This window comes from Streptomyces akebiae (assembly GCF_019599145.1).
GTDB classification, from domain to species: Bacteria; Actinomycetota; Actinomycetes; order Streptomycetales; family Streptomycetaceae; genus Streptomyces; species Streptomyces akebiae.
Window position 1 is genome coordinate 9,818,028 of sequence record NZ_CP080647.1, and the last position, 24,169, is coordinate 9,842,196.

A 24,169-nucleotide genomic window follows, 5' to 3' on the forward strand; every position below is an offset into this window, starting at 1 on the left:
ACACGCATACAGCACGAGGAGGTCACATGTCCCCCCTCTCCGTGATCTCCCGGGCAACCACCGAGCACGTCGAACCCCCCGAGCGCATCCACTACTGGGAGGACTACAACCGCCGGGCCCTGGTGGGCCTGTCCTGCACCTCCTACTCCGAGCAGGGTCTGCTGGCCAGGCAGACCAACATCGAGCTGGGCAAGCTGCGCCTCGCCGACATCTCCGGCAACGCCCACGCCATCGAGCGCAGCCCGCAGACGGTCAGGTCGACGCCCAAGGACTCGGTGTTCGCGAGCCTCCTGCTCACCGGGGAGGCGGTGTTCCTGCACGAGAACGGCTGCCTCGCGGCCACGGCGGGCGAGCTGTGCCTCTACGACACGCGCAGGCCGTATCTGTTCGGGTTCTCCTCCTCGATGCGGCAGATCCTGGTGGACGTGCCGCGTGAGCTGTTCACGCAGGCGTGCGTGGGAAGCGGGTTGCCCGGGCCGATGCTGTTCGGGCGGGGCACGGCACGGGAGGGCGCGCTCGTGGCAGCGCTGAGTACCCTGCTCGGCACAGTGGCCTCGTTGCGTGGCGGCCCGGACGGTCTCGCCGACGCCGAGGAGAACGTGCTCGACCTGCTCGGGCAACTCGCCGAGGAGCGCACGGGAGGGCGGCCGGGGCCCGACGCCTACCGCTCGCAGCTCATCGTGGCGGAGGACTACATCGACCGGCATCTGCACGACCCCGGTCTCGGGGCCGCGCAGGTGGCCGGCGTTCTGGGCATCTCGGTACGGCACCTGGGGCGGATCTTCGAGTCGACCGGCAGGTCTCCGGCGCGGCACATCATGGAACGGCGCCTGGCCGGGGCGCGCCGGGAACTCACCGGACCCGGGGCGCGGGAGACCAGGATCGCCGACGTCGCGCACCGGTGGGGGTTCTCCAGCCAGGCCCACTTCGCCCGACTCTTCCGCTCCAGGTTCGGCCTCACCCCGAGCGAGGCCCGCGCGGAGGCGACGCAGTAGAGGACGTGCGGTGACGTCGTCCGAGGTCAACTCGTTGGCACTGACGACGGCGGCTCCGTCTGATCGGCGCCGAGTCTCTCCGTGTGTGCCTACTGGCTCTGACCTGCTGCTTTCGGTGGACTGTTTATCGTGCTGAAGTGGTGTGCGTGGGTCCCCTCGGCGATGTCGGAGGCCGCAGAGGTACCACGGTGACCTCTCGCGTCGCCTCCACGTGTGGCGCGGCTCGCGGGCGCGCTGCTCGGCCTCGATGAGTGTGCCGTCCATCCGCTCACGCATCCCCGCGGCGGCCGGATTCCACGGGGGCCGCCGTGCGGTACGTGCATCGACGGCCATCCGAAGGCGTGCACGAGCCGTAGGCCCACGACGCGCAGGCCGGCCTCGTGTGTCGGCAAGGAGGGTCTGTCGTGGCGGCAACTGGTGTGGCGTCCGTCAGCCGCAGCGCGAGCAGGGCGTCGTGGCCTTGGAAGTCACGGCGTACGACGGTCTCGGTGATCACTGCCGCAGTGCAGGCCGGGACGACCTCGATCTGACGGTGGACGGCCGTTCGTAGTGACGACCGGCACGGGGCCGAGCGGAGTGTGGGGTCTGTCGCCGGTCATCTCGGCGGGCAGCCAGACGGCCTGGACATCTCGTGGCTAGTGCCGGGCAGCCCAGCGCCGCCGGACGCTGTCCTCGTGCTCGGCCTGTTCCAAGGCGAGGTCGCTCCGGTCCAGTGCCTCCCGCAGGCGGGGGATCCAGTGGCGCCGCAGGGCACGGGCCCGGTGCCGTGTGCTGATGACTTCCGCGCCCACACGTTCGGCGGCGGCGTGGGCCGCCGCGTACTCGGCGGCGGCGCGCACGGCACGGCCGTAGGCCGCCTCGGCGTGCACGAGAGCCGTGTTGGAGGGGGCGGCGGCGGTGGGCGGACGGGCGGGTACGGACGTAGCGACCCCCGCCGGGTGACGTACCCCCATGGAGACGGTCCAGTGCACAGTGACCTCGGCGGGGCCGATGCCCGCCGTGGCCGAGTCGAGGGCTTGTTCCCCGCCCAGGAGCAGGCCCCGCAGCAGCCATTCCTCGGCCTCGGACAGCAACTCGTGCCAGGCCCGCACAGCCGCTTCCTCCGCGTGCAGCAGCCGCTGGTGCTCGGAGCGCAGGATGCGCAGCTTCTGCTCCAGCAGGTCGGCTCCGCGTTCGGCGACATCAAGGCTGTGCCGTAGGCGCAGGCGTCCGGCACGGCCGGGCGGCGTACGGCGTGCGCCGGTCATCGGGACGCCTCCGCGCCCGGGGTGTCCTTCCCTGCGTGGGCATCGAGTAGGGAGGCGGGAAGCATGGAGAGCTGACTGCGGGGCAGGGTGAGCAGCGCCCGCCAGCCGCGGTCCAGCGAGGTGTCGAGGTCGCGCGGTTCGTCGCTGCGCTGGTCGGCGAAGTCCCGCAGGAACGTCTCCTCGTAGTCCAGGTAGCGGCGGTCGGTGGGGCTCAACGCCGTCTGACCGACCAGGTCCGCGAGATCGCGCACCTGCCGCGCGCGGGCCAGGGCCGCCAGCAGCTGGGCCGCGACGTCGAGGTGGTCGTCGCGGGTACGGCCGGGCCCTGCGCCCTTGCGCATCAGCCGGGAGAGGGAGGACAGGGCGTCCAGCGGCGGGTAGACGCCTCGCGCGTGTGTCTCGGGCGAGAGCACGATCTGGCCCTCGGTGATGTAGCCGGTCAGGTCGGGCACGGGGTGGGTGATGTCGCCCGCCGGCATGGTGAGCACCGGCAGCACGGTGACCGAGCCGGGACGGCCCTTGATACGTCCGCAGCGTTCGTACAGAGAGGCAAGGTCGCTGTAGAGGTAGCCGGGGTAGGCACGGCGGGCGGGGATCTCCCCGCGGGCGGCGGAGACCTCGCGCAGGGCTTCGGCGTATGTGGTCATGTCGGTCATCACCACGAGGACGTGCCGTCCCTCGGTGAAGGCGAGGTGCTCGGCGACGGTGAGCGCGATGCGCGGGGTGAGGATCCGCTCGATCACCGGGTTGTCGGCGGTGTTCAGCAGCAGGACGAGTTCTCCGGCCGCGGACCGTTCCTCCAGGGCGTCACGTACGAAGGAGGCGTCGGCGTGGGTGAGACCCATGCCCGCGAAGACGACGCTGAACGCCTCTCCGGCGGCGGTGGCCTGGGCGGCGATCTGGGCGGCCAGTTCCAGGTGCGGCAGTCCGGCCACGGAGAACACCGGCAGTTTCTGTCCGCGTACCAGCGTGGTCAGGGCATCGATGACCCCGACGCCGGTGAGCACGGGCTCGGACGGGGGCTCGCGCCGCACCGGGTTGATGGGAGCGCCGCCCACCTCGGCGGCGTGGGATCCGAATACGGGCGGGCCGCCGTCGAGGGGCTCGCCCCGGCCGTTGCAGACCCGGCCGAGCCAGTCCGTCCCGACCGGGACGCGCAGCGGGCTGCCCGAGAACGCCGCGCGGACGCCCTCCGGATCCATGCCCGCGGTGCCCTCCAGCACCTGGACGACCGCCAGGTCGCGGTCGGCGTCCAGCACCACGCCGTGGCGCCGTGCGCCCGACGCGAGGGTGATGCGCACGTACTCGTCCCAGCCGATCCCCGAGACGCCTGCGACGATCGCCAGTGGTCCCCGGAGCTCACGCACCGCCGTGTACTCGATCCCACCGGACAGGCTCAGGGATCCCGACGGGTTCATGGGCGCACCGCCCCCAGCCCGGCCAGCATGGTGTCCCGCCGCGCCGCCACCCCGGCGGTGTCGTGCGGACCGGTGTCCTCGCGGGCGCGCAGCAGCGGACCGAAGTCGACCTCCTCGACCGAGGCCGCCGGGACACCGGAGTCCACCAGTTCGCGGCAGCGATCGGCGGCCGCCAGGACGGCGTCGGCCAGCGCGGCCGTCTTCTCCGCACCGCAATAAGCGTCCCGCTCCGACAGTGCGCTCTGCTGCAGCACGCCCTCCCGGATCAGCCTCCCCGCGAGCACGCTGATCCGCTCCCGCGCGGGCAGGGCAGCGATCCCGATCAGATCCACGAGATCGGCCAGCCGGTCGGCCTCCGCCAGCACCGCTCCCACCCGGTCGCGGCGCCGGTTCCACGCCGGATCGCCGGCCGCCCGGTGCCCGGCGGCCAGGACGGGTACGTCCCGGGAGAAGGACCCGGCCCAGGAGACCGCCGGGTAGTGGCGGGCGTAGGCGAGGTCGCGGTCGAGGGTCCACAGGCAGCGGACGAAGCGTTCGGTGTGCGCGGTCACCGGTTCGGTCATGTCCCCGCCCGGCGGGGACACCGCGCCGATCACGGTCACCGAGCCCCGGACGCCGCCGAGAGTGGTCACGGCGGCGGCCCGCTCGTAGAAGGCCGCGATGGCGGAGGCCAGTCCGGCCGGGTAACCCTCCTCGGCGGGCAGCGCGCCGGTACGGGAGGCGAACTCGCGCAGCGCCTCGGCCCACCGGGAGGTCGAGTCGGCTATGACGACCACGTCCAGGCCCATGTCCCGGAAGTACTCGGCGACCGTCACCCCCGTGTACACGCTCGCCTCACGGGCCATCATCGGCATGTTGGAGGTGTTGGCGATCGTCACGGTGCGGTCCGCGAGGCGTCCACCTGTGCGCGGGTCCTGGAGTTCCGCCAGTTCGGTGATGACGTCGGCCATCTCGTTGCCGCGCTCCCCGCAGCCGACGTAGACGATGACCTCCGCGTCGCACCACTTGGCGATCTGCTGCAGCAGCACCGTCTTGCCGGTGCCGAAGCCACCGGGCACCGCCACCGTGCTGCCCCGGGCCACGGGGAAGAGCAGGTCGATCACCCGCTGGCCGGTGTTCAGGGCCTCGTGGCTGTCGACGCGCTCCCGCACCGGGCGCGGCAGGCGCACCGGCCACAAGGCGCCGACCGTCACCTCGGTGCCGCCCACCACGGCCACCACCGCGTCGCGCGCATGGTCCCCGGCGACGGCGATCTCCTCGACCGCGCCCCCGCAGCCGGGCGGCACGAGGACCTTCACCGGCACCGGCCCGGCGTCCTGGATCTCCCCGAGCGCCTGTCCCTCGGCCACCTGCTCGCCCTGCGCCACCAAGGGGGAGAAGGACCAGCGGCGTTCCTCGGCGGCGGCCCGCTGCGCGCCGGGCAGCAGCCAGTCGCCGGCCCCGGACAGGGGGCGCAGCAGGCCGTCGAAGATCCCGCCGAGCAGCTCCGGACCGAGCCGCACCGACAGCGGACGGCCCTGGGGCATCGCCGTCTGCCCCGGTGCGAGGCCGCCGGTGTACTCGTACGCCTGGACGGTGACCACGTCACCGCTGATGGCCACGACCTCGCCGGGCAGTCCGGCGGGACCTATCGAGACCAGGTCGTACATCGCGATGCCGCCCGTGTACTCCATCTCGATCAGCGGTCCGGTGACGCGCAGGATCCGCGGGGCCGACTGCCGGTCAGCCGGCCGTCGACGCGTCTCGGCGGCTTCCGTCACGGCTCCCACAGGCTCCGCACCTCCGCTCCCATATGGTCCAGCGCGCGGTCGGCCAGCACGGTCAGTGACAAGTCGACCCTCCTCCCCGGCACCCGGGCCACCACACCCCCGTCGGCGTGCTCGCTCAACTCGGCGCCGGCACCGAGGAGGAGACGGGCCCGGTGTTCCAGCCGCTCCCGCAGGGACGCGAAGTCATCGGTCCCGCGCAACTCCCGTACGCGTTCCGCGGCCTTCCGGCGCAGCTCGTCGTACAACTCCCGGCGCGCGGCGAGCGTGCGGGACCTGGCCTCCCTCCGGGCCCGGACGAGAAGGTCGCGGGCGGCGTCCGCGCCGTCGGCCTCACCCTCCCGCGCGGCCTCGTCGAGGATCGCCCGGGCCTCGGAGCGGGCGCGGCCGAGCAGGGTGGCCGCCTCCCGCTCGGCGTCGGCCAGCAGCGCGTCAGCGTCGGCGTGGGCGGCCCGCAGCAGCTCATGCCGGACGGGCCGGAGCGCGTCCGTCGTCTGGTGGGGGGCCGGGGTCGTCATGGCGTCATCACGGCGGTCAGCGGGCGGTGGCCGCCGGGCATCGCGGAGTCCGACTCCAGTGCCTCGGCCGCCGCAGGGGTGAGGATCACCAGGTCGACGCCGTCCGGCAGGCTCCGCCAGACCCGGCGTACGTCGTCGGGGCCGTCGGCGACGAGGACGGCCACTCCGGCCAGGGCCAGGCCGACCACACGGGCCCGTTCTCCGATGGCGGCGACGGTGCCCATGGTCACGCCTTCCCGATGAGGATGACCGCGACGACCAGCCCGTAGATGGCGATGCCTTCGGCCAGGCCGACGATGACCATGGCCCGGCCGAAGAGTTCGGGCCGTTCGCTGAGCGCCGCGAGGGCCGCCGCGCCGGTGTAGGCGACGGCGATGCCCGCCCCGATCGTCGCCCCGGCCACCGCGATCGCGGCGCCGATGAGGGCGGCGGAGCCGGAGCCGGACTCCTGTGCCGTCGTGGTCGCGGCCTGCGCGGATCCGCCGCTGAGCGCCAGGGCCAGGGCCACGGTGGCGGCCACCAGGAGCACGGCGTCGGCGGCGATCATCCACCACAGGGCCGCGCGGCCCGAGCGCCGCAGTACCAGGCGTACGGCGACGAATCCCGCGACGATGACGGGCAGGGCCAAGAACCAGGCGATCACGATTACTCCTCCCTCGCCGGGCCTTGTCGGACGGGCTTCGCTGTTACGGGCGGCCCCGCGGCGGTGGCTGAACCCGCGATGTGCTCCACGGGCAGGTGCCAGGGCCTGAAGGGTCGGCCCTCGCCCTCGAAGAGCCGGGAGAACAGTTCGTAGAACTCCAGCCGCAGCGCCTGGACACCCGCCACCAGCGCCTCCAGCGAGAAGGCCAGGGCATTGCCGAGCAGGAATACGAGCACCGCCGCGACGACGGCCACCGGACCCCGGCCGGCCAGCGCCGCCGTGGCGTCCCAGACGATCGCGCCGAGCGCCGCATGAGTCAGGCCGAAGGCCGCGAGCCGTGCGAAGGACACGACGTTGGAGCCGATCCGGACCACCGCGTCGAAGAGCTGGATGCCGGTCTGCACGGCACCGCCCGGACCGCCCGCCGTGGTCGCGTACAGCCCCACCCCGGCCAGGCCCAGGCCGACGACGGCGATCACGGCTCCCACGACGCAGTACGCCGCCTGGCCGAGCCACACATACCCGGCGATGACGGCGAGACCGAGGTAGAGCGCAGCCCCGGCGATGCCGGTCGTCGCGTACAGAGCCGCCACCGGTCCGCCCTCCCGCCACCGGTTCACGATCCCCGCGGCGTAGGCGACGGCGAGCAGCACAGCTCCGAGCCCGACGGCGGCGGCCAGCAACCGCATGGGCTCCTCCAGCGGTTCCAGCCACAGCACGGGAAGCACACCGGTCGGGCCGAAGAATTCGCCGTATGCCACACCGGCCAGGGTGGCGGCCAGCCCGGCGCCGGCGACGAAGGGCCACAGCGGACGCAGCGCCGCGAGCCGACGGGGCAGCCCCGCCCGAAGCAAGAGCGCGATGGCGACCAGCAGCAGCCCGTGCCCGGCGTCGCCGAACATCAGGCCGAACATCACCACGTAGACGATCCCGGCCGCCATCGTGGGGTCGAGGTCGGCGTAGGGCACGGTTCCGTACGTCGTGACCAGGGGCGTGAAGGAACGCCGCACAGTTGTCGCCGCATGCCCCGGGGGCGCCGTGCCCGCTCCGGTCAACAGGGTCGGCGGGTCGACACCGCGCGGGGTCCGCAGCGGCACGAGTGCGCCCCCGGCACCGGCGATGCGCGCCGCCGTAGGGCCCACCTCCGTCTCGGGGCACCAGCCGGCCAGTGCCGCGATCGCACCGTGCCGGACCGCGCTGCCGAGGCATTCCTCCAACTGCGCCTCGCCCGCCAGCAGGTCCGTCCGGCCCTCGCGCTCCAGGGCATCCAGATCGGGCGCAGCCTCGCTGAGAACGGGTTGTGCCGGCTCGGCGCGCAGCCGCTGCAGGTGGGTCGCCGCCGGCCCGCGGACATCCGCCCCTCCGTCCCCGGCCAGGTCGATCTCGACGCAGCCCGCCTCTGCGATCCGCACCAGGCTCTCCCGCAGCGCCTGCTCGGGGACCACGACGGCCACCCTGCGCATCCGGACCGGTACCGCCGCTTCAGCCCGGAGCATCGAGCACCTCCGCGGGCCAGTCCCCGGGGGCGCCGCCCCGGGCGGCCAGTTCCAGCGCTCCGCGGGTCCGCCACGCATCTGCGGACAGCAGCGCCACGGCCCCCACCACCGGCTGCGGCCCGAAGTGGGAGCGGCGCAGCAGTTCCCGGCCGTCCCGCTCGACCGCGTCCCACCATCGTGCCTCCGCCCGCCACAGGTCCGCCGCCTCGTCGATGTCCTTCAGCAGCCACTGCGCCGTGGTCGGCAGCGCCTGCCGGAAGTCGGCGTACGACCCCGCCCCTACCGCTCGGGGGCCGAGCAGGCGGGCCGCCCGGCCGGCGGAGACATCCGGTATCCGGCGGCCTATGACAAACACCTCACGGACGAACAGCAGGGCGAGCCGGGCCGCCGCCCAGCGCGCCGCGTCGGGAACGGCGGTCGCGAGCCGTAGGGCGACGGAGACCCGCATGCCGGTGGCGACCGCGGCCGGGGAGTCGCCCCCGGGGTCGCCCCATGCGGAGGCCGCCAGCGTGGAACGCAGCTCCGACGGCGTACGGGTGCGGGCGAGTTGCGTCCAGGCGATCGCCAGCGCGCCCAGGCGGTAGGGCGGGGGGCGGAGGCGTTCCACGCCCGCATGTCGCGGTTCGACTGGGGCGGGGCCGGGAGTTCCGGCCGAGAGGGAGCGCAGATGGTGCTCGGTGTTGGAGATCTCGAATCCGGCGGCGAGTGCCCGGACGGCATCGGTGCCGGTGGCCGGTTGCCAGCCGGCGAGGACCCGCAGATGCCACAGCAGAGTCGCCGAGACCGCCCGCTGGGCCTCGGCCGGGGTGGCGCCGGGGGTGACGTCGTGCCGGTACGCGGTGGCCGCCAAGTAGCGCAAGGCGTCATCCAGCGTCGGGGACCCGGCCACGTTCCGGACGCCGTCCGCGCCCAGGCACCTGGTCCGCAGAGCCCGCGCCCGGGTCACACCGGCCACCCATCCGGCGCCCATCAGGGGTCACCCTCCCGGGGCCTTCCGCAGCCCGGAGACCGGTGAGGCGCCGGTGCGGGTGACGGTCGCTCCTCCGCCGCGAGGTCCTCCCACACCTGTGCGAGCACACGGTCGGCGAGCGGGGACATCCGGGTCCGGGCACGTTCGCGTACGGCGGTTGCCTCCCGCTCGGCCGCAGCGCGCAGTTCCGCCGCCTCGCCCTCGGCGGCACGCAGCACCCGCTCGGCCGCGCGCGCCCGTACCCGACGGGCCTCCTCACGCGCCTCGGCCACGATGGCCTCCTCCTGCCGTTCGGCTTCCTGTCGGCGTGACACGGCGGTGTCGGCCGCCCGCTCACGTATGGACCGGGCTTCCGCCTCCACCTGTTCGAGCAGGGCAAGGGGTGGTGCGAGTTCCGCACGGAGTTCGGCGGAGCGGTCCGCGGGGACACCGCCCGGTGCGGCTCGGCCGGGCGAGGCCGCCGGTCGGAACCGTGTCAGAAAGTCCCGGAAACCCGCCACGAACTCTCCTCCAGGTCGGTCCAAGACCCTGCTTCCACTCTCCCCGTGGAGCGCTTCCCAGTCTCCATGGTGGAGGGAAACCTGTCGCGTCGCACTGGGCCACCTGCTCCCGCACCGGGGGTCGTTCGGCCGGAGGCGACACCACTGGATCGATGCGAGACTTACCCCGTAGGTGGACGGCGTCCCCTGGGAGGCAGCCGTGAGCGACTTCGGGCACAGCTCCGCTGAGAAGGAGGCCCGCCGCACCACGCCGGGCCGTCCCTGGACACCACAGGAAGAACCGCGCCAGGACGCGCTGCGCCGCTACCTCGCAGCGGTCGCCTCCACCGCGTCGGCAAGGAGCACCGAGGAGTCCGAGCCCGCTGCCGGAAAGGAAAGGGCCGAGCCGTCGGCCACGGCCGCGCATGCGCCCTCCGCTCAGGTACCGGTCGTACTCCACGTGCGGGACGTCATGCAGGTTCCGGCGGTCTCCGTCCCCGGTGACATGCCGTTCCTGGACGTGGCCCACACCCTCGCCCGCGAGCAGTTGAGCGCCGTACCGGTGGTCGACGGTGACGACCACGTGATCGGTGTCGTCTCGGAGTCTGATCTTCTGGCCAAGGCAGCCGTCATGGTGGAACCGCACCGGCACGGGCCTGTCGGCAGGCTGCGGCAGCACCGCCTGTACGAGAAGAGCCATGGCGACACGGCGTCCACCTTGATGACCTTCCCACCGATCACCGTCCACCCGGCGGAGCGCGTGGCGGATGCCGCGTGGACCGCCGCTCACGCGCGGCTGAAGCGGCTGCCCGTGACCGACCATCGCGGTCGGCTGGTCGGTGTGGTGAGTCGGCGAGATCTGCTGCGGGCGATGATCCGGGACGACGCCGAGATCCGGGCCCAGGTCGAGTCCCTGGTCGGTCAGCATCTGCTGGATCCGCGAGCTGTCGAGGTCACCGTGGAGAAAGGGGTGGTGACGGTGGCGGGGCGACTGGACAAGGCCCTTGTCCCGGAGTTGCTCGCATCGGTGCGGGACGTCGACGACGTGGTCGATGTGATCGACGAGACGGAAACCGACTGAAAAGGCCGTCGAGCCCGAAACGAACAGCAGACGGACACGCGTCGGTGATGCCGAGGAATCCCAACCGCGGGATGACGGAGGCGATCGACTCCCTGACCATGTCCAGCGCTTCGGTTCGGTTCATGTTCACAGCTGCTCCGGGTTCTGCAGGAGGCGAGTGACGGTCCCGGCCACGGACGCCGTGATGGCCGCGTCGTCGAGGGGACGCAGCGTGCGCAGGTCGATCACCTCGGCACTGATGCCCTCGGCGGCCGGCTCGTCCGCCGCCGCGAGGGCCTTGGACAGCGAACCGCCTTATGTGATCAGGGAGATGTCGGTGCCGGGTCTGCGGATCGCGGCGTGGTCCAGGTCCACGGAGGCTGTCGGCGGAAGGAGTTCGCCGGAGACGTTGTAGAGGCTTCCGTGCTCGAAGATCAGTACGGGGTCGGGGTCGGCGAGCGCGGGGGTGAGCATGTGGCGTGCGTCCTCAAGGGTGGCGGGGGCGAGGACACGGATGCCGGGGATGTGGGCGTACCAGCCTTCGAGGCTGTGGGAGTGCTGCGCGGCGAGTTGCCGTCCTGCGCCCGTGGTCATGCGGATGACCAGCGGTACGGGCAACTGGCCCCGCCGGACATGTGCAGCAGGGTGGCGGCGTTGTTGAGGATCTCGTCGCGCGGTGAAGAGCGGGCAGAGCACGCTGGTGTTCTTCAGCGTGCCCAGCACCGTGGTGTACAGCTCGGGGCAGCGGCCGAGCAGGGTGAACACCCGGTCGCCGGGGCCGACACCCAGCGACCTGAGCACGTTCGCGAAACGGGACGTACGGCGAGCCAGTTCCGCGTACGTGACGGTCGAGACGGAGTTGTCCCGGGCCGAGACGGAGTTGTCCCGGGCGACGCAGCGCAGCGCGACTTTGTCCGCGTGGTCCGAGGCCGTGTGCCGGTCGACCGCCTCGTGAACCATGTTGAGCCCGCCGCCGGGCAGCCCGGTCAACGCGGTGCGCGCCCGCGCCCAGGTGAAGGCGGAGCGGGCCCGGTCGTAGTCGGCGAGACGGGGTGGGACGACCGGCGCGGTGTCCTTGTGGATGTGTCCCAGGGCATGGGGCTCCTCCCGGCACTGTCCCCTGATCTCCAGGGTCGCCGAGCCCGGCTTCGGTCGCATTACCGCCGGACAGGCACGGGCCTCAGGGGACGGGCGGCAGTCGCTGCCGGCGTTCATGGAGCCGAGGGCCGCCCGCTTCTTGCGACCCGAATTGCACGGTGCGCGGTCTCACTCCGCTTCGCCGTGTCTCTCATGGTGCTGCGTCACGCGCCGTGCCCGATCGCGGTCGATCCGCAGACATGACCGGTGAGGGGTATCGGCCTTCGTGACCGGGCTCTGCCGCCCTTGCAGGGCGATGTGGCATAGGTGACGTGGTCGCCCCTGCGCCGGCATGCGCACGGGAGGAGAGGAACTCACACTGGTCTGGAGGAGTACCGGCCGGGGTGGGCCAGACTCCATGGGCTCTCCCCGGGCGGCAGCGACGCTCGAAGGGAGACGACCATGACCACTGCCCGGGAGATCATGCACTCCGGTGCCACCTGCATCCAGGAGAACGAGACACTGGAGGCCGCAGCACGCAGGATGAAGGAGCTGGACGTAGGAGCCCTCCCGATCTGCGGGGAGGACGACCGTCTCCACGGGGTCATCACCGACCGCGACATCGTGGTGAAGTGCCTGGCCAAGGGCAAGGACCCCAGGACCGTGTCCGCGGGCCAGCTCGAACAGGGCAAGCCGGTCACGATCGACGCCGACGCCGGTCAGGTGCTCCGGGCCATGGAAGAACACAAGATCCGGCGGCTGCCGGTCATCGACGACCACCGCCTCGTCGGCATGATCAGCGAGGCCGATCTCGCACGCCATCTCCCCGAGGACCAAGTGGGACATTTCGTCGAGGTCATCTGCGCGGCCCCCTGACCGACTCGTCGGCCGTCGGCCCGCGACTCTGTGACCGGACGTGTCGTGCCGCAGGCGCGGCCGAGCCGCTCTTACGGATTTTTGTCGAGGCATGGGTTCAGGAGGTCGTGATGGGACGTCTGAACGAGCGGGTGGCGATCATCACCGGTGGAGCCAGAGGGATCGGCGCCGCTGTGGCACGTTTGTTCGCGGCCGAGGGCGCGGCCGTGGTCATCGCCGATGTCCTCGACGCCGAGGGGGAGAAGCTGGCGGCGGAACTCGGCGGCCCGGCCCGCTACGCGCGCCTGGACGTCAGTACCGAGGACTGCTGGCGCACGGTGGTGGCGGAGACGGAGCGGGAACTGGGCCCTGTCTCGGTGCTGGTCAACAACGCAGGGATTCTCGAGTGGGGGACCATTGAGGGGCAGAGCCTCGAATCCTTCCGGCGGGTCATCGACGTCAACGTCCAGGGCGCCTGGCTGGGTATACGTACGGCGGCACCGTCGCTTCGCCGGGCCGGCGGAGGCGTGATCGTGAACGTCTCCTCGATCGCCGGGATCACCGGCTATGCCGGGATAGGAGGGTATGTGGCCAGCAAGTGGGCACTGCGCGGGCTGACCAAGGCCGCCGCTCTGGAACTGGCCCCGGACGGAATCCGTGTCTGTTCGGTCCACCCGGGCGCGGTGCGCACCGCGATGACGGCCGGCTTCGACGACTCCTTCACAGCCGGACAGCCGCTCCCTCGGTTCGGTGAGCCCGAGGAGGTCGCCCGTATGGTGCTGTTCATCGCCACCGACGCCACCTTCTCGACCGGCGTGGAGTTCGTCCTGGACGGCGGTGTCACCGCCGGCCCGCCGAGCGTACTGACATCCGCCCAGTGACCCGGCCGTCTCCGTACGCATCTGGGCCTTGACCGGCAGTGGCCCGCTTCATCGGCGATGTCACCAAGGCGTGCTGCTTGCTGCCAGTCGGAGGGGACGTGATCGCGCTCCGTCAATGCCGGGCTGTTCGCAGGTTGTCGAGAGCCGGGTCTGAGGGAGGACTCGACAGCTGCCCGGGCCCCCGCCCCGGCGGAGTAAGCGCGGCACGGCAGTGCCCTGACTGCCCACCGCTGGGCGCTCATCGGGGTGACACTCGGACGCCGTTGCTTCATGAGCGCCGGGTTGGCGCATGCGGAGCAGCGGTTGCCTGCTTGTACAGGTGGTGTGCCCACACCTCCAGACCGAGGCTGGCCTCCACGTATGCGCGAGCGTCGGCCACGCCCTCAGCGGCATGCTCCTTGAGCGCCATGGCGCTGCCGTGACGCTCCGCTACCTGTTCACGGACGATCCCGCAGAGTATGTCGGTCAGTTCGTCCGCCGAGCCGGCGTCGAGGGCTCGCTCGGCAGCCGGTATCACCGGTCCGACATCGAGCCCAGCCGGCTTGAGCCCCGTGAAGGGAGCGCCTTCCCCGGCGCGGTGCACGCGGACGACCGTCTCGAAGAACCAGCGGTCGGCCACTTCCCGTGCCTCCTGGCCGAGAGTCCGCGCCTTGCCGGTGAGGCCGAACGCCTCACGGACTTCTGGTTCTCCTGCTTCGGGCACGTAGGGCAGGATCTGGTCGATATTGAGCTGTACTGAGATTTGTGGAGGCCCTGATGCCAGGCAGGGGCTGGAAGAAGCCGCCCGGTCCGCAGGCGGCGCCGACGATGCCGGTGACCGATCCGACTTGGTCGGCGGGTACGAGGGGGCGACGAGGGCGAACACGGCGCCGATCCGGTTCCCAGGGCTGTGGCCATGCCGAGGAAGGTCAGTGTGGCGATCGGGATCAGGGCGTGTGGACCGCGCGCACGCAGGGCTGGGACGAGGCCGGGAATCGGGCGTACACGGGCGTGGTACACGGGGCGGTCGGTCTCGAAGAGTCCGGCGACGTCTGGGTAGACGTCGTGGACCCGGCGGCAGTGTTCGTCCACGCCCGCAAGAGTTTCGTCGGTCCTCGTGTGAGGGCGGGGCGACGCCCTCGTACCCGGCGACTCCCGCGCGCCGGAGTCCGGGAGCCGCTCGGACAGGCTCCGCCGTGCGGCGGGCCTGCTTCGGGTCGCGGATACATGACACGCCACGGCCGGTACGCGGGACAGTGGTCTGCGACGGTCGCCCCAGCAGGCCACGAACGTTGGCTGGTGCCGACCGGCGAACCTGGTCACACTGACGGAATGGATGCCCCCCGTCACCCCGTCACGGGCGACCCCGGCCTGTTCGGACCGACCTCCGTGACCTGGCAGGCCCATGGCGACCCCATGATGTGGATCGCCGGGGTCCGCGCGCTGTACCTCCAGGCCCTGCACCCGCGCGCGGTGCGCGGCGTCATGCAGAACTCCGACTTCCGCGAGGACGCCTGGCGCCGACTGATGCGCACGGCGAGTTTCGTCGGCACGACGACGTACGGCACCACCGAGGCAGCCGAGCACGCGGGTGCCCGCGTCCGGAAGATGCACAGCCTGCTCTCGGCCACCGATCCGGACACGGGGGAGCGGTACGGCGTCGACGAGCCGGAGCTGCTGCTGTGGGTGCACTGCGCGGAGATCGACTCGTATCTCCACATCCTGCGTCGCTCCGGCTACCCCCTCACCGAGGCCGCCGCCGACCGGTACGTCGACGAACACCGCGTCAGCGCCCGCCTGGTCGGTCTCGACCCCGCCGAAGTACCCGGGAACGCGGCGGAGTTGGCGGCCTACTTCAAGAGGGTGCGGCCCGAGCTGGCGGCCGGCCCCGAGGCCCGGGAGGTCGACGACTTCCTGCGACGGCCGCCCACCCACCCGTTGCTCGTACCGGCACGTGAAGCACTGTGGCGGCGCGTGGCGAACCTGGCGTACGCCTCCCTGCCGCCGTACGCCCACGAGTTGTACGGCAGACCGGGCCCCGCACCCGCCGTGGTCACCCGTCGCCTGCGGCTCACCGGAACCTTTCTTCGCGCCGTCCCCGCACGTCTGCGCTGGCAACTCCCGCCCAAACACATCCTTCGCGCCATGTCACGGCTCGGCCCCGGCTCCCGCCCGGCACCGTACAAAGCCGGCAGATAGGCCGCCATACTGGACGGGCCAGGGGTGGGCGGGTCCGTTCGGATACGGGGGCGATCGTCGGCGATGGGGGACACCAGGCTGATCCAGGGCCGTTATCGGCTGCTCGATCTGATCGGGCGCGGGGGGATGGGCGAGGTCTGGCGGGCGAGGGACGAGTCACTGGGGCGGCAGGTCGCGGTCAAGTGCCTGAAACCCCTCGACACCCAGCCCGACCAGTCCTTCACCCGTGTCCTGCGGGAGCGGTTCCGGCGCGAGGCGCGCGTCGCGGCGGCCCTCCAGCACCGGGGGGTGACCGTCGTCCACGACTTCGGCGAGTCCGACGGGGTGCTGTTCCTCGTCATGGAGTTACTGGAGGGCCGTAACCTCAGCCAGCTCCTGGAGGACAACAGACACCATCCGCTGGCCGTCCCCGCGGTCGTGGAGATCGCCGACCAGGTGGCCTCCGCCCTCGCCTACACCCATCACCAGGGCATCGTGCACCGTGACCTGAAGCCCGCCAACATCATGCTGCTCACCGACGGCACCGTGAAGATCTGCGACTTCGGCATAGCGCGCCTGGGCCGTGACGTCACCTTCACCTCCCGTCTCACCGGCACCGGCATCGCGATGGGCACCCCGCACTACATGTCGCCGGAACAGATCGTCGGTGGGCAGGTCGATCGGCGCAGCGACCTCTACTCGTTCGGCTGTGTGCTCTACGAGATCGCCACCGGGGTGCCGCCCTTCGACCTCGACGACGCCTGGGCGGTGCTCATGGGCCACCGCGACACCGCACCGACACCCCCGCGCAGCCACCGCGCCGAGGTGCCCGAGTACCTCGACCGGATCATCCTCGACCTGCTCGCCAAGGAGCCGGAGGAACGCCCCCACGACGCCCGCGAACTGGGCCGCAGGGTCGACGAGGGGCGGGCGGCGACGGCTTCGGCAGCGGTCCGCGTCCACGTTCCGGCCGTCGTCCCGCCCCCGGTCACCTCAGAGGCCGTTCCCGGCGTGCTCCGGCCCCGGACGCGCCCCGGAGGGCCGCCGTCGCGTGAACCCCGGCTGCCCTCGTGGACCCGGGGCATGACCACCGGCCACAAGGCCACCGGAACCGGACCGGGCCTCACTCCGCCGGACGCCTCGGCCGGGCTCACCGGAGAGTGGATCGCCCGCCCCGCCACCGGCGGCGTCGAACACCCCGCACAGGACGAACGCCCCGCCCCACCGCCGGAGTTGCTCACCACTCTGGTCGGCCGGCACAACGCGGGCCTGAGCCTCGGCCGCCTCGGCCGCTGGACGGAGGCCGGCGAGGTGCACCGCGCGGTCGCCGCCGAACGCGAGCACGCCCTCGGTCCCGACCACCCGGACACCCTCTCCAGCCGCTACGAGGTCGGCTTCACCCTCAGCCGCACCGGCCGCCCCGCCGACGCGCTGCGCGAGTTCGCCCACGTGGCCCGCGCCCGCGAGCACGTCCTCGGCCCCGAACACCCCGAAACCCTCGCCGCCCGACAGGAGTTGGCGTACGTGCTGGGCCAGTTGGGCCGTCACTTCGAAGCCCATCAGGCCTACACCTCGGTCCTCGCCGTCCGAGAGCGCCTCGCCGGCCCCGACCATCCGGACACCCTGCGCTGCCGCCACAACCTCGCCTACAACCTCAGCAGGCTCGGCCGTCTGGAGGACTCGTACCGCCTGGCGAACGAAGTGGCGGCCGCTCGCGCCCGTGTGCTCGGCGCCAACCATCCCGACACCCTCGTCACCCGGTACGAAGTCGCCTACGCCCTCGGTCAGTTGGGGCGCTGGCCCGAGGCGCTGCGCACCTACGAGGGGGTCGCCGACGCCCGGGCCCAGGCCCTCGGCCCCGACCACCCCGACACGCTCGCCGCCCGCCACGAGGTCGGCATCAGCCTCGGCAGGCTCGGTCGCAGCGCCGACGCGCTCACCCTCTACCGCGCGCTCGTCGACGACCGCATCCGCGTCCACGGCCCCGCCCACACCGAGACACTCCGCGCCCGCCACGGCCTCGGCGTCAACCTCGGCCGTCTGGGCCGCTGGGAGGAGGCCCTCGCCGAGTCCCGTGACGTGTGCGCCCTGCGCGAGCGCGTCCTCGGGCCGGACCACCCCGACACCCTCGTCAGCCGCCGTGAGGTCGCCGTCGGCCTCGGCTGGCTCGGCCGCTGGGCCGACGCCTTCACCGAGTACCGCCGGGTGGCCGACGCACGCGAACGGGTCCTCGGCCCCGACCACCCCGACGCCCTCAGCAGCCGCAACGACGAGGCCCACTGCCTGGAACAACTCGGCCGTGGCCAGGAGGCGGTGGAGCTGTACCGACGCGTGGCGGCGTTACGCCGGCAAGGGGCGACCGGCCACCGCTGAGCCCTCGGCCCGGGACCCGGGAACGGTGCCCACCCACGCGCCGGGCGCCACATCGCCCGTCGTGAACAGCAGCCCCCGCCCCGCGCACCCCGGCGCGCACCCCGGCGGCCCTGATGCCGGGCCCCGGCCCCGCGCCCCTCCGGCTTCGGATATCGGCCCCCGGGCGTGCGGCGCGCCCCCTGTCGGCCCCGGTGTTGCCGTCGGCGCCCGCGCACTGCCCCGGCGGTCCCAGCTCTCGGACCAGGTGCCCACGTGCCCACATGTGGTGCCCCCGTGAGTCCCCAGTCTTTCCCGCCCGCCAGGACCCCGAATCCCGCCCCGGCCCGCGCACGCCCGGCGGTCCTGTCCCCGGCCCGCGCACGCCCGGCGGTCCCGCCCCCGGCCGGCGCACGCCCCCACCGCGGCCCCCAGCCCGGCGCGCCCGCCCCCGCCGCGGCCCGCGGCGGGGGCCGGAGCCCGGTCGCGGCCCGTTGATCCACCTGGCACGCCCCCCTGGCCGACCTCGATCATGGCGTGTTACCAAGAGCCATGCCTGCCACCCCCGCACCCTCAGCACGGCCCGGCCGCCCGAGCGGGCCCCGGCCGCACGACTCGTACGACGCCGTGATCGTCGGCGGCGGTCACAACGGTCTGGTCGCCGCCGCCTATCTCGCGCGCGCGGGCCGTTCCGTCCTCGTGCTGGAGCGGCTGGACCACACCGGCGGAGCCGCCGTGTCCACACGCCCCTTCGCCGGGGTCGACGCCCGGCTGTCGCGGTACTCCTACCTGGTCAGCCTGCTGCCCAGGAAGATCGTGCGGGACCTGGACCTCGACTTCCGGGTCCGCGGCCGCACGATCTCCTCGTACACCCCCGTCGAACGCGACGGCCACCCCACCGGTCTGCTGGTCGGCGGCGGCGAGCGACGCACCCGCGAAGCCTTCGAACGGTTGACCGGTTCGGGCCGCGAGTACGAGGCCTGGCAGCGGTTCTACGGGATGACGGGCCATGTCGCCGAACGGGTGTTCCCGACGCTCACCGAGCCCCTCCCCACCCGGGACGATCTGCGCCGGCGCGTCGACGACGAGGAGGCGTGGCGGATCCTCTTCGAGGAGCCGATCGGCGCCGCCGTCGAGTCGACGTTCACCGACGACCTCGTACGCGGCGTCGTCCTCACCGACGCGCTCATCGGTACCTTCGCGGACGCCCACGACCCCTCGCTGCGTCAGAACCGCTGCTTCCTCTACCACGTGATCGGCGGCGGCACGGGCGCCTGGGACGTGCCCGTCGGCGGTATGGGCGCCCTCACGGACGCGCTGGCCAGGGCCGCGCGCGACGCCGGTGCCGTGATCGCCACAGGGCACGAGGTCCGGCGGATCGCCACGGACGGACGGTCCGCCGAGATCACGTTCCGGACCGCCGACACGGAGGGCACGGTCGCCGCCCGGCACGTCCTGGTCAACGCCTCGCCGCAGGAACTGGCCGCCTTGACCGGCGACGAACCGCCCGCGCCGGCCGAGGGCGCCCAGCTCAAGGTGAACATGCTGCTCAAGCGGCTCCCGAGGCTCCGCGACGACTCCGTCGATCCGCACGAGGCCTTCGCCGGGACCTTCCACATCGCCGAGGGGTACGACCAACTGGCGGCCTCCTACGCCCAGGCCGCCTCCGGCGCACTCCCCGAGGCCCCGCCCTCCGAGATCTACTGCCACTCCCTCACCGACCCGACCATCCTCGGAGCGGACCTGGTCGAGCGCGGCTGTCAGACGCTCACCCTGTTCGGCCTGCACGCGCCCGCGCGGCTGTTCGAGGCCGACAACGACGGCGTACGCGAGGAACTCCTGGAGTCGACCCTCGCCCAGCTGGACGCCCACCTCGCCGAGCCCCTCGCCGACTGCCTGGCCACCGACGCCGACGGTCGCCCCTGCATCGAGGCCAGAACCCCCCTCGACCTGGAACGCGACCTGGGTCTCCCCGGCGGCAACATCTTCCACCGTGACCTCGCCTGGCCCTATGCCCGGGAGGACGTCGGCCGCTGGGGCGTGGAGACCCGCCACGCCAACGTCCTGCTCTGCGGCGCGGGCGCGGTGCGCGGCGGCGGGGTGAGCGGGGTGCCCGGGCACAACGCAGCCATGGCGGTCCTCGGGGAGTGAGGGCGGGGGCGGTCTGCGGCAGCACCCCGGCCGCCCGGCCGCCGGGCCGCGACCATTGTCCGGTCGCCCGAGCACCCCTGCCAAACAATGCGGCGTGCGCTGAAATCGATGGTGCGAGCGGCGACGGGGGGCCGTTCACGGGGGAAGGCCCTGCTGATTGCCCGCGATCAGCAGGGCCGCGCCCTGTCAGGGGCACAGCCCAGGCGCCCCTTGACCCCCGTGCCCAGCCAAATCTGACGGAGCATCAGAAAAACCCTTCCCTCGTCCGGAGGACTGCGGCATCCTGCGCACCATGCAGACGGAGCTGAGCAACACACTCGGAGTCCAGTACGCCGTCTTCGGCTTCACGCCGTTCCCCGCGGTCGCGGCGGCCATCAGCCGGGCCGGCGGCTTCGGGGTGCTCGGCGCGGTCCGCTACACGGCCCCAGACGACCTCAAACGCGACCTCGACTGGATCGAGGCCCACGTCGACGGCATGCCGTACGGACTGGACGTCGTGATGCCGGCCAAGAAGGTCGAGGGCGTGACGGAGGCCGACGTCGAGGCGATGATCCCCGAGTCGCACCGGCAGTTCGTGCAGGACACCCTCGCCAAGTACGGCGTGCCCGAACTCGCCGAGGGGGAGTCCTCCGGCTGGCGCATCACCGGCTGGATGGAACAGGTCGCCCGCAGCCAGCTCGACGTCGCCTTCGACTATCCGATCAAGCTGCTCGCCAACGCCCTCGGGTCCCCGCCCGCCGACGTCATCGACCGCGCGCACGCGCAGGGTGTCCTCGTCGCCGCACTCGCCGGCAGCGCCCGCCACGCCCGTAAGCACGCGGACGCCGGTATCGACATCGTCGTGGCCCAGGGCTACGAGGCCGGCGGCCACACCGGCGAGATCGCCTCGATGGTGCTGACCCCCGAAGTCGTCGACGCCGTCGACCCGTTGCCGGTGCTCGCCGCCGGCGGCATCGGCAGCGGACAGCAGGTGGCCGCCGCCCTCGCGCTGGGCGCCCAGGGCGTCTGGCTCGGCTCGCTCTGGCTGACCACCACCGAGGCCGAACTGCCCTCGCCCCGGCTGATCGAGAAGCTGCTCGCCGCCGGTTCCGGTGACACCGTCCGCTCCCGTGCGCTCACCGGCAAACCCGCCCGCCAGCTCCGTACGGAATGGACCGACGTCTGGGACGACCCGGCCGGACCGGGCACCCTCCCCATGCCCCTCCAGGGCCTGCTCGTCGCCGAGGCGGTGTCCCGCATCCAGAAGTACGAGGTGGAGCCGCTGCTCGGCACCCCGGTCGGGCAGATCGTCGGCCGGATGAACAGCGAACGCAGCGTCCAGGCCGTCTTCGACGACCTCACCCGAGGCTTCGAGAAGGCCGTGGACCGCCTCGACCGGATCGCCGGAAGGAGCGCGGAACAGTGAGCCAAGCCCCCTCTCCTCAAGCCCCCTCTCCCCAGGGCTCGTCTCCTCAGGGCTCGTCTCCCCAGGGTTTCTGGGCCCAGGCCACCACGGACCCCGACCGGACGGTGCTCATCGCGCCCGACGGCGAGGGATGGACCGCCGGACGGTTGCACGCCGAGACCAACCGGCTGGTCCACGGACTGCGCGCGGCCGGACTCGAACGCGGCGACGCCTTCGCGGTGGTCCTGCCCAACGGAGTCGAGTTCCTCGTCGCGTACCTGGCCGCCACGCAGGCCGGTTTCTACCTCGTGCCCGTCAACCACCACCTCGTGGGACCCGAGATCGCGTGGATCGTCTCCGACTCGGGCGCCAAGGTGCTCATCGCGCACGAGCGGTTCGCCGAGGCGGCCCGGAACGCGGCCGACGAGGCGAAGCTCCCCGAGAACCGCCGGTACGCCGTCGGCACGGTCGAGGGCTTCCGGCCGTACGCCGAACTCCCGGACGGCCAACGCGTGTCGCCGCCCGCGGAGCGCACCCTCGGCTGGGTCATGAACTACACCTCGGGCACCACGGGCCGCCCCCGGGGCATCCGACGCCCCCTGCCCGGCAAGCTTCCCGAGGAGTCCTATCTCGGCGGCTTCCTCGGCATCTTCGGCATCCGGCCGTTCGACGACAACGTCCACCTGGTCTGTTCGCCGCTCTACCACACGGCCGTCCTGCAGTTCGCCGGCGCGTCCCTGCACATCGGGCACCGTCTGGTGCTGATGGACAAGTGGACGCCCGAGGGGATGCTCCGCGCCATCGACGCCCACCGCTGCACCCACACCCATATGGTGCCGACCCAGTTCCACCGCCTCCTCGCGCTCCCCGAGGAGGTGCGCACCCGTTACGACGTGTCGTCCATGCGGCACGCCATCCACGGGGCCGCGCCCTGTCCCGACCATGTGAAGCGCGCCATGATCGAGTGGTGGGGCGAGTGCGTCGAGGAGTACTACGCGGCCAGCGAGGGCGGCGGCGCCTTCGCCACCGCCGAGGACTGGCTGAAGAAGCCCGGCACGGTCGGCAAGGCCTGGCCCATCAGCGAACTCGCGGTCTTCGACGACGACGGCAACCGGCTGCCGCCCGGTGAACTCGGCACCGTCTACATGAAGATGAGCACCGGCGGCTTCTCGTACCACAAGGACGAGGACAAGACGCGCAAGAACCGCGTCGGGGACTTCTTCACCGTAGGCGACCTCGGCCTCCTCGACGAGGACGGCTATCTCTTCCTCCGCGACCGCAAGATCGACCTGATCATCTCCGGCGGAGTCAACATCTACCCCGCCGAGATCGAGGCCGCCCTGCTCACCCATCCCGCCGTCGCCGACGCCGCCGCCTTCGGCATCCCGCACGACGACTGGGGCGAGGAGGTCAAGGCCGTGGTCGAACCGGCCCCCGGTTTCATCCCGGGACCGGTCCTGGCCGAGGAGATCCTCGCCCACTGCACCCGCCGACTGGCCGGGTACAAGCGCCCGAGGAGCGTCGACTTCACCGAGGCGATGCCCCGCGATCCCAACGGCAAGCTCTACAAGAGGCGGCTGCGGGAGCCGTACTGGGAAGGCCGCGAGAAGGCCGTCTGACGTCCGGCGCCCGGTCACCGGCAGCCGGGTCGCCTTGTCCCGCCCGTGTCCGACGCGCCCTGGGCCACCGGCGGCCGAGGCCGGGTGCTCGGTCACGGGTAGCCGTAACGCCTTGACCCGTCCGCGGCCGAGGCGCGTCGGCCCACCGGCTGCCGCCCCGCCCCGGCTCATCCGGAGCCGAGCCGTTCCGGTCCACTCGCGGCCGGAAAGTCAGGGCTTGCGCGCGACCCCGCCCAGTGCGATGACCTCGCCGTGGACGGGCGTCGCCGGGCCGGGGCGCCAGTCGTTCAGCGGGACGACCCCCGGTGGCAGCAGCTCCAACCCATCGAAGAATCCGGCCAGTTCGGCCGGGCTGCGCAGGTAGTAGGGGACCGCGCCGCTCTCGTTGTAGCGGCGGGTGGCCTCCGCGTTCGCCTCGTGTGTGTCCACGCTGTCGTTGAACGCGAACCAACTCCCCGAGGGCAGTGCGTCCATCAGGGAGCCGACGATGGCGCGCGCCTCGGCGTAGTCGGCGATGTGGCCGCTGACCTGCATCATCGTCAGCGCGACCGGTCGGGAGAGATCGAGGGTCCTCGCGGCCTCCCGCAACACGGTCGTGGGGTCGTGCAGATCGGAGTCGACGTAGTCGGTCGCCCCTTCGGGCGTGCTGGTGAGAAGCGCCCGCGCGTGGGTCAGGACCAGCGGGTCGTTGTCCACGTAGACGACCCGCGAGTCCGGGGCCGTCCGCTGCGCGATCTCGTGCGTGTTGTCCGCCGTCGGCAGTCCGGTGCCGATGTCGAGGAACTGGCGTATCCCCGCCTCACCGGCCAGGAAGGCGACCGCCCGGCCGAGGAACGCCCGCGAGTCGCGGGCCAGGTCGGTGATGCCGGGGAACACCGCGCGGAAGGCGTCGCCCGCCGCGTGGTCGACCGGGTAGTTGTCCTTGCCGCCCAGCCAGTAGTTCCAGATCCGGGCCGAGTGCGGCACCGACGTGTCGATCATGGTCGTCGAATCCGTCTCGCGACGTAACGAGTCCTGCGCCACCGAGGGGCCTCCTCATGGGGAACGGTTATATGCCTATGGCATGGGTGCTGCCAGAAGAATGGTGCCGCCCCTGGCGGGACG

General features: G+C 72.4%; 22 protein-coding genes. 9 read left to right on the plus strand and 13 right to left on the minus strand.

What is annotated here, in order from left to right:
• Positions 1-26: 26 nt before the first annotated feature.
• Entirely contained in the window at positions 27-995 is a 969-nt protein-coding gene (locus K1J60_RS42545; protein ID WP_220650891.1) for a helix-turn-helix domain-containing protein, read from the plus strand.
• 635 nt (positions 996-1,630) lie between these two features.
• Here the strand turns inward: K1J60_RS42545 and K1J60_RS42550 are convergent.
• The 9 genes from K1J60_RS42550 to K1J60_RS42590 are packed head-to-tail and all read right to left on the minus strand — an operon-like array spanning position 1,631 to position 9,553.
• Positions 1,631-2,242 carry a V-type ATP synthase subunit D gene (locus tag K1J60_RS42550; RefSeq protein WP_220650892.1) on the minus strand — a complete coding sequence of 204 codons (612 nt, stop codon included), beginning with the start codon at positions 2,240-2,242 and terminating at the stop codon, positions 1,631-1,633.
• Positions 2,239-3,660 carry a V-type ATP synthase subunit B gene (locus K1J60_RS42555; RefSeq protein ID WP_220650893.1) on the minus strand — a complete coding sequence of 474 codons (1,422 nt, stop codon included), beginning with the start codon at positions 3,658-3,660 and terminating at the stop codon, positions 2,239-2,241. Before K1J60_RS42555 ends, K1J60_RS42550 begins: the two co-directional genes overlap by 4 nt.
• Positions 3,657-5,429: a V-type ATP synthase subunit A gene (locus K1J60_RS42560; RefSeq protein ID WP_220650894.1), complete on the minus strand. Its 1,773-nt coding sequence runs from the start codon at positions 5,427-5,429 to the stop codon at positions 3,657-3,659. Before K1J60_RS42560 ends, K1J60_RS42555 begins: the two co-directional genes overlap by 4 nt.
• Positions 5,417-5,944: a hypothetical protein gene (locus K1J60_RS42565; RefSeq protein WP_220652010.1), complete on the minus strand. Its 528-nt coding sequence runs from the start codon at positions 5,942-5,944 to the stop codon at positions 5,417-5,419. Before K1J60_RS42565 ends, K1J60_RS42560 begins: the two co-directional genes overlap by 13 nt.
• Positions 5,941-6,168 (minus strand): V-type ATP synthase subunit F, encoded by a 228-nt coding sequence (locus K1J60_RS42570; RefSeq protein ID WP_259408168.1) that lies wholly within the window; start codon positions 6,166-6,168, stop codon positions 5,941-5,943. Before K1J60_RS42570 ends, K1J60_RS42565 begins: the two co-directional genes overlap by 4 nt.
• A 2-nt stretch (positions 6,169-6,170) precedes the next feature.
• Positions 6,171-6,587 carry an ATP synthase subunit C gene (locus K1J60_RS42575; RefSeq protein WP_220650896.1) on the minus strand — a complete coding sequence of 139 codons (417 nt, stop codon included), beginning with the start codon at positions 6,585-6,587 and terminating at the stop codon, positions 6,171-6,173.
• A 2-nt stretch (positions 6,588-6,589) separates the two neighbouring features.
• Positions 6,590-8,083: a V-type ATPase 116kDa subunit family protein gene (locus K1J60_RS42580; protein ID WP_259408169.1), complete on the minus strand. Its 1,494-nt coding sequence runs from the start codon at positions 8,081-8,083 to the stop codon at positions 6,590-6,592.
• Positions 8,070-9,053, minus strand: a complete 984-nt coding sequence (locus K1J60_RS42585) for a V-type ATPase subunit (RefSeq protein WP_220650897.1) — start codon at positions 9,051-9,053, stop codon at positions 8,070-8,072. Before K1J60_RS42585 ends, K1J60_RS42580 begins: the two co-directional genes overlap by 14 nt.
• A complete protein-coding gene (locus tag K1J60_RS42590) occupies positions 9,053-9,553 on the minus strand; it encodes a hypothetical protein (protein ID WP_220650898.1) in 501 nt (166 codons plus the stop codon). Before K1J60_RS42590 ends, K1J60_RS42585 begins: the two co-directional genes overlap by 1 nt.
• 199 nt (positions 9,554-9,752) lie before the next feature.
• On the opposite strand from K1J60_RS42590, the gene K1J60_RS42595 reads away from it, so the two are divergent.
• Complete coding sequence (locus K1J60_RS42595; RefSeq protein ID WP_220650899.1) at positions 9,753-10,613, plus strand: CBS domain-containing protein; 861 nt, start codon at positions 9,753-9,755, stop codon at positions 10,611-10,613.
• A 126-nt stretch (positions 10,614-10,739) separates the two neighbouring features.
• On the opposite strand, the gene K1J60_RS47000 is transcribed toward K1J60_RS42595, so the two are convergent.
• Positions 10,740-10,898 carry a transketolase C-terminal domain-containing protein gene (locus K1J60_RS47000; RefSeq protein ID WP_317619760.1) on the minus strand — a complete coding sequence of 53 codons (159 nt, stop codon included), beginning with the start codon at positions 10,896-10,898 and terminating at the stop codon, positions 10,740-10,742.
• Positions 10,899-10,907: 9 nt separating this feature from the next.
• Positions 10,908-11,750 carry an AMP-binding protein gene (locus K1J60_RS46520; RefSeq protein ID WP_259408170.1) on the minus strand — a complete coding sequence of 281 codons (843 nt, stop codon included), beginning with the start codon at positions 11,748-11,750 and terminating at the stop codon, positions 10,908-10,910.
• Between the two features lie 381 nt (positions 11,751-12,131).
• Between K1J60_RS46520 and K1J60_RS42610 the strand changes: the two genes are divergently transcribed.
• Positions 12,132-12,545 (plus strand): CBS domain-containing protein, encoded by a 414-nt coding sequence (locus K1J60_RS42610; protein ID WP_220650900.1) that lies wholly within the window; start codon positions 12,132-12,134, stop codon positions 12,543-12,545.
• Between the two features lie 110 nt (positions 12,546-12,655).
• A complete protein-coding gene (locus K1J60_RS42615) occupies positions 12,656-13,405 on the plus strand; it encodes a glucose 1-dehydrogenase (protein ID WP_220650901.1) in 750 nt (249 codons plus the stop codon).
• Positions 13,406-13,673: 268 nt separating this feature from the next.
• On the opposite strand, the gene K1J60_RS42620 is transcribed toward K1J60_RS42615, so the two are convergent.
• Positions 13,674-14,270, minus strand: a complete 597-nt coding sequence (locus tag K1J60_RS42620; RefSeq protein WP_220650902.1) for a DUF6448 family protein — start codon at positions 14,268-14,270, stop codon at positions 13,674-13,676.
• A 446-nt stretch (positions 14,271-14,716) separates the two neighbouring features.
• Between K1J60_RS42620 and K1J60_RS42625 the strand changes: the two genes are divergently transcribed.
• The 5 genes from K1J60_RS42625 to K1J60_RS42645 all read left to right on the plus strand — a co-directional run bounded on the left by K1J60_RS42625 (position 14,717) and on the right by K1J60_RS42645 (position 23,065).
• Positions 14,717-15,583: an oxygenase MpaB family protein gene (locus K1J60_RS42625; RefSeq protein ID WP_220650903.1), complete on the plus strand. Its 867-nt coding sequence runs from the start codon at positions 14,717-14,719 to the stop codon at positions 15,581-15,583.
• Between the two features lie 63 nt (positions 15,584-15,646).
• On the plus strand, positions 15,647-17,935 hold the full coding sequence (locus K1J60_RS42630) for a serine/threonine-protein kinase (protein WP_220650904.1): 2,289 nt from the start codon (positions 15,647-15,649) through the stop codon (positions 17,933-17,935).
• Between the two features lie 528 nt (positions 17,936-18,463).
• Positions 18,464-20,062, plus strand: a complete 1,599-nt coding sequence (locus K1J60_RS42635; protein ID WP_259408171.1) for a phytoene desaturase family protein — start codon at positions 18,464-18,466, stop codon at positions 20,060-20,062.
• A gap of 292 nt (positions 20,063-20,354) precedes the next feature.
• Positions 20,355-21,467: an NAD(P)H-dependent flavin oxidoreductase gene (locus K1J60_RS42640; RefSeq protein WP_220650905.1), complete on the plus strand. Its 1,113-nt coding sequence runs from the start codon at positions 20,355-20,357 to the stop codon at positions 21,465-21,467.
• The gene (locus tag K1J60_RS42645) at positions 21,464-23,065 is read left to right on the plus strand and encodes an acyl-CoA synthetase (RefSeq protein WP_220650906.1); all 1,602 of its coding nucleotides are present in this window, start codon (positions 21,464-21,466) and stop codon (positions 23,063-23,065) included. Before K1J60_RS42640 ends, K1J60_RS42645 begins: the two co-directional genes overlap by 4 nt.
• A 210-nt stretch (positions 23,066-23,275) precedes the next feature.
• Here K1J60_RS42645 and K1J60_RS42650 read toward each other — a convergent pair whose 3' ends face one another.
• Positions 23,276-24,088, minus strand: coding sequence for an SAM-dependent methyltransferase (locus K1J60_RS42650; RefSeq protein WP_398684092.1), 813 nt, complete (start codon positions 24,086-24,088; stop codon positions 23,276-23,278).
• Between the last annotated feature and the right edge of the window lie 81 nt (positions 24,089-24,169).

Coding starts and splice junctions, on each gene's coding strand:
- K1J60_RS46520 (WP_259408170.1), bottom strand. CDS start 11,750: ATGCGACCGAAGCCGGGCTCGGCGACCCTGGAGATCAGGGGACAGTGC.
- K1J60_RS42630 (WP_220650904.1), top strand. CDS start 15,647: ATGGGGGACACCAGGCTGATCCAGGGCCGTTATCGGCTGCTCGATCTG.
- K1J60_RS42545 (WP_220650891.1), top strand. CDS start 27: ATGTCCCCCCTCTCCGTGATCTCCCGGGCAACCACCGAGCACGTCGAA.
- K1J60_RS42585 (WP_220650897.1), bottom strand. CDS start 9,053: ATGGGCGCCGGATGGGTGGCCGGTGTGACCCGGGCGCGGGCTCTGCGG.
- K1J60_RS42615 (WP_220650901.1), top strand. CDS start 12,656: ATGGGACGTCTGAACGAGCGGGTGGCGATCATCACCGGTGGAGCCAGA.
- K1J60_RS42640 (WP_220650905.1), top strand. CDS start 20,355: ATGCAGACGGAGCTGAGCAACACACTCGGAGTCCAGTACGCCGTCTTC.
- K1J60_RS42635 (WP_259408171.1), top strand. CDS start 18,464: ATGCCTGCCACCCCCGCACCCTCAGCACGGCCCGGCCGCCCGAGCGGG.
- K1J60_RS42555 (WP_220650893.1), bottom strand. CDS start 3,660: ATGAACCCGTCGGGATCCCTGAGCCTGTCCGGTGGGATCGAGTACACG.
- K1J60_RS42565 (WP_220652010.1), bottom strand. CDS start 5,944: ATGACGACCCCGGCCCCCCACCAGACGACGGACGCGCTCCGGCCCGTC.
- K1J60_RS42625 (WP_220650903.1), top strand. CDS start 14,717: ATGGATGCCCCCCGTCACCCCGTCACGGGCGACCCCGGCCTGTTCGGA.
- K1J60_RS42580 (WP_259408169.1), bottom strand. CDS start 8,083: ATGCTCCGGGCTGAAGCGGCGGTACCGGTCCGGATGCGCAGGGTGGCC.
- K1J60_RS42610 (WP_220650900.1), top strand. CDS start 12,132: ATGACCACTGCCCGGGAGATCATGCACTCCGGTGCCACCTGCATCCAG.
- K1J60_RS42570 (WP_259408168.1), bottom strand. CDS start 6,168: ATGGGCACCGTCGCCGCCATCGGAGAACGGGCCCGTGTGGTCGGCCTG.
- K1J60_RS42550 (WP_220650892.1), bottom strand. CDS start 2,242: ATGACCGGCGCACGCCGTACGCCGCCCGGCCGTGCCGGACGCCTGCGC.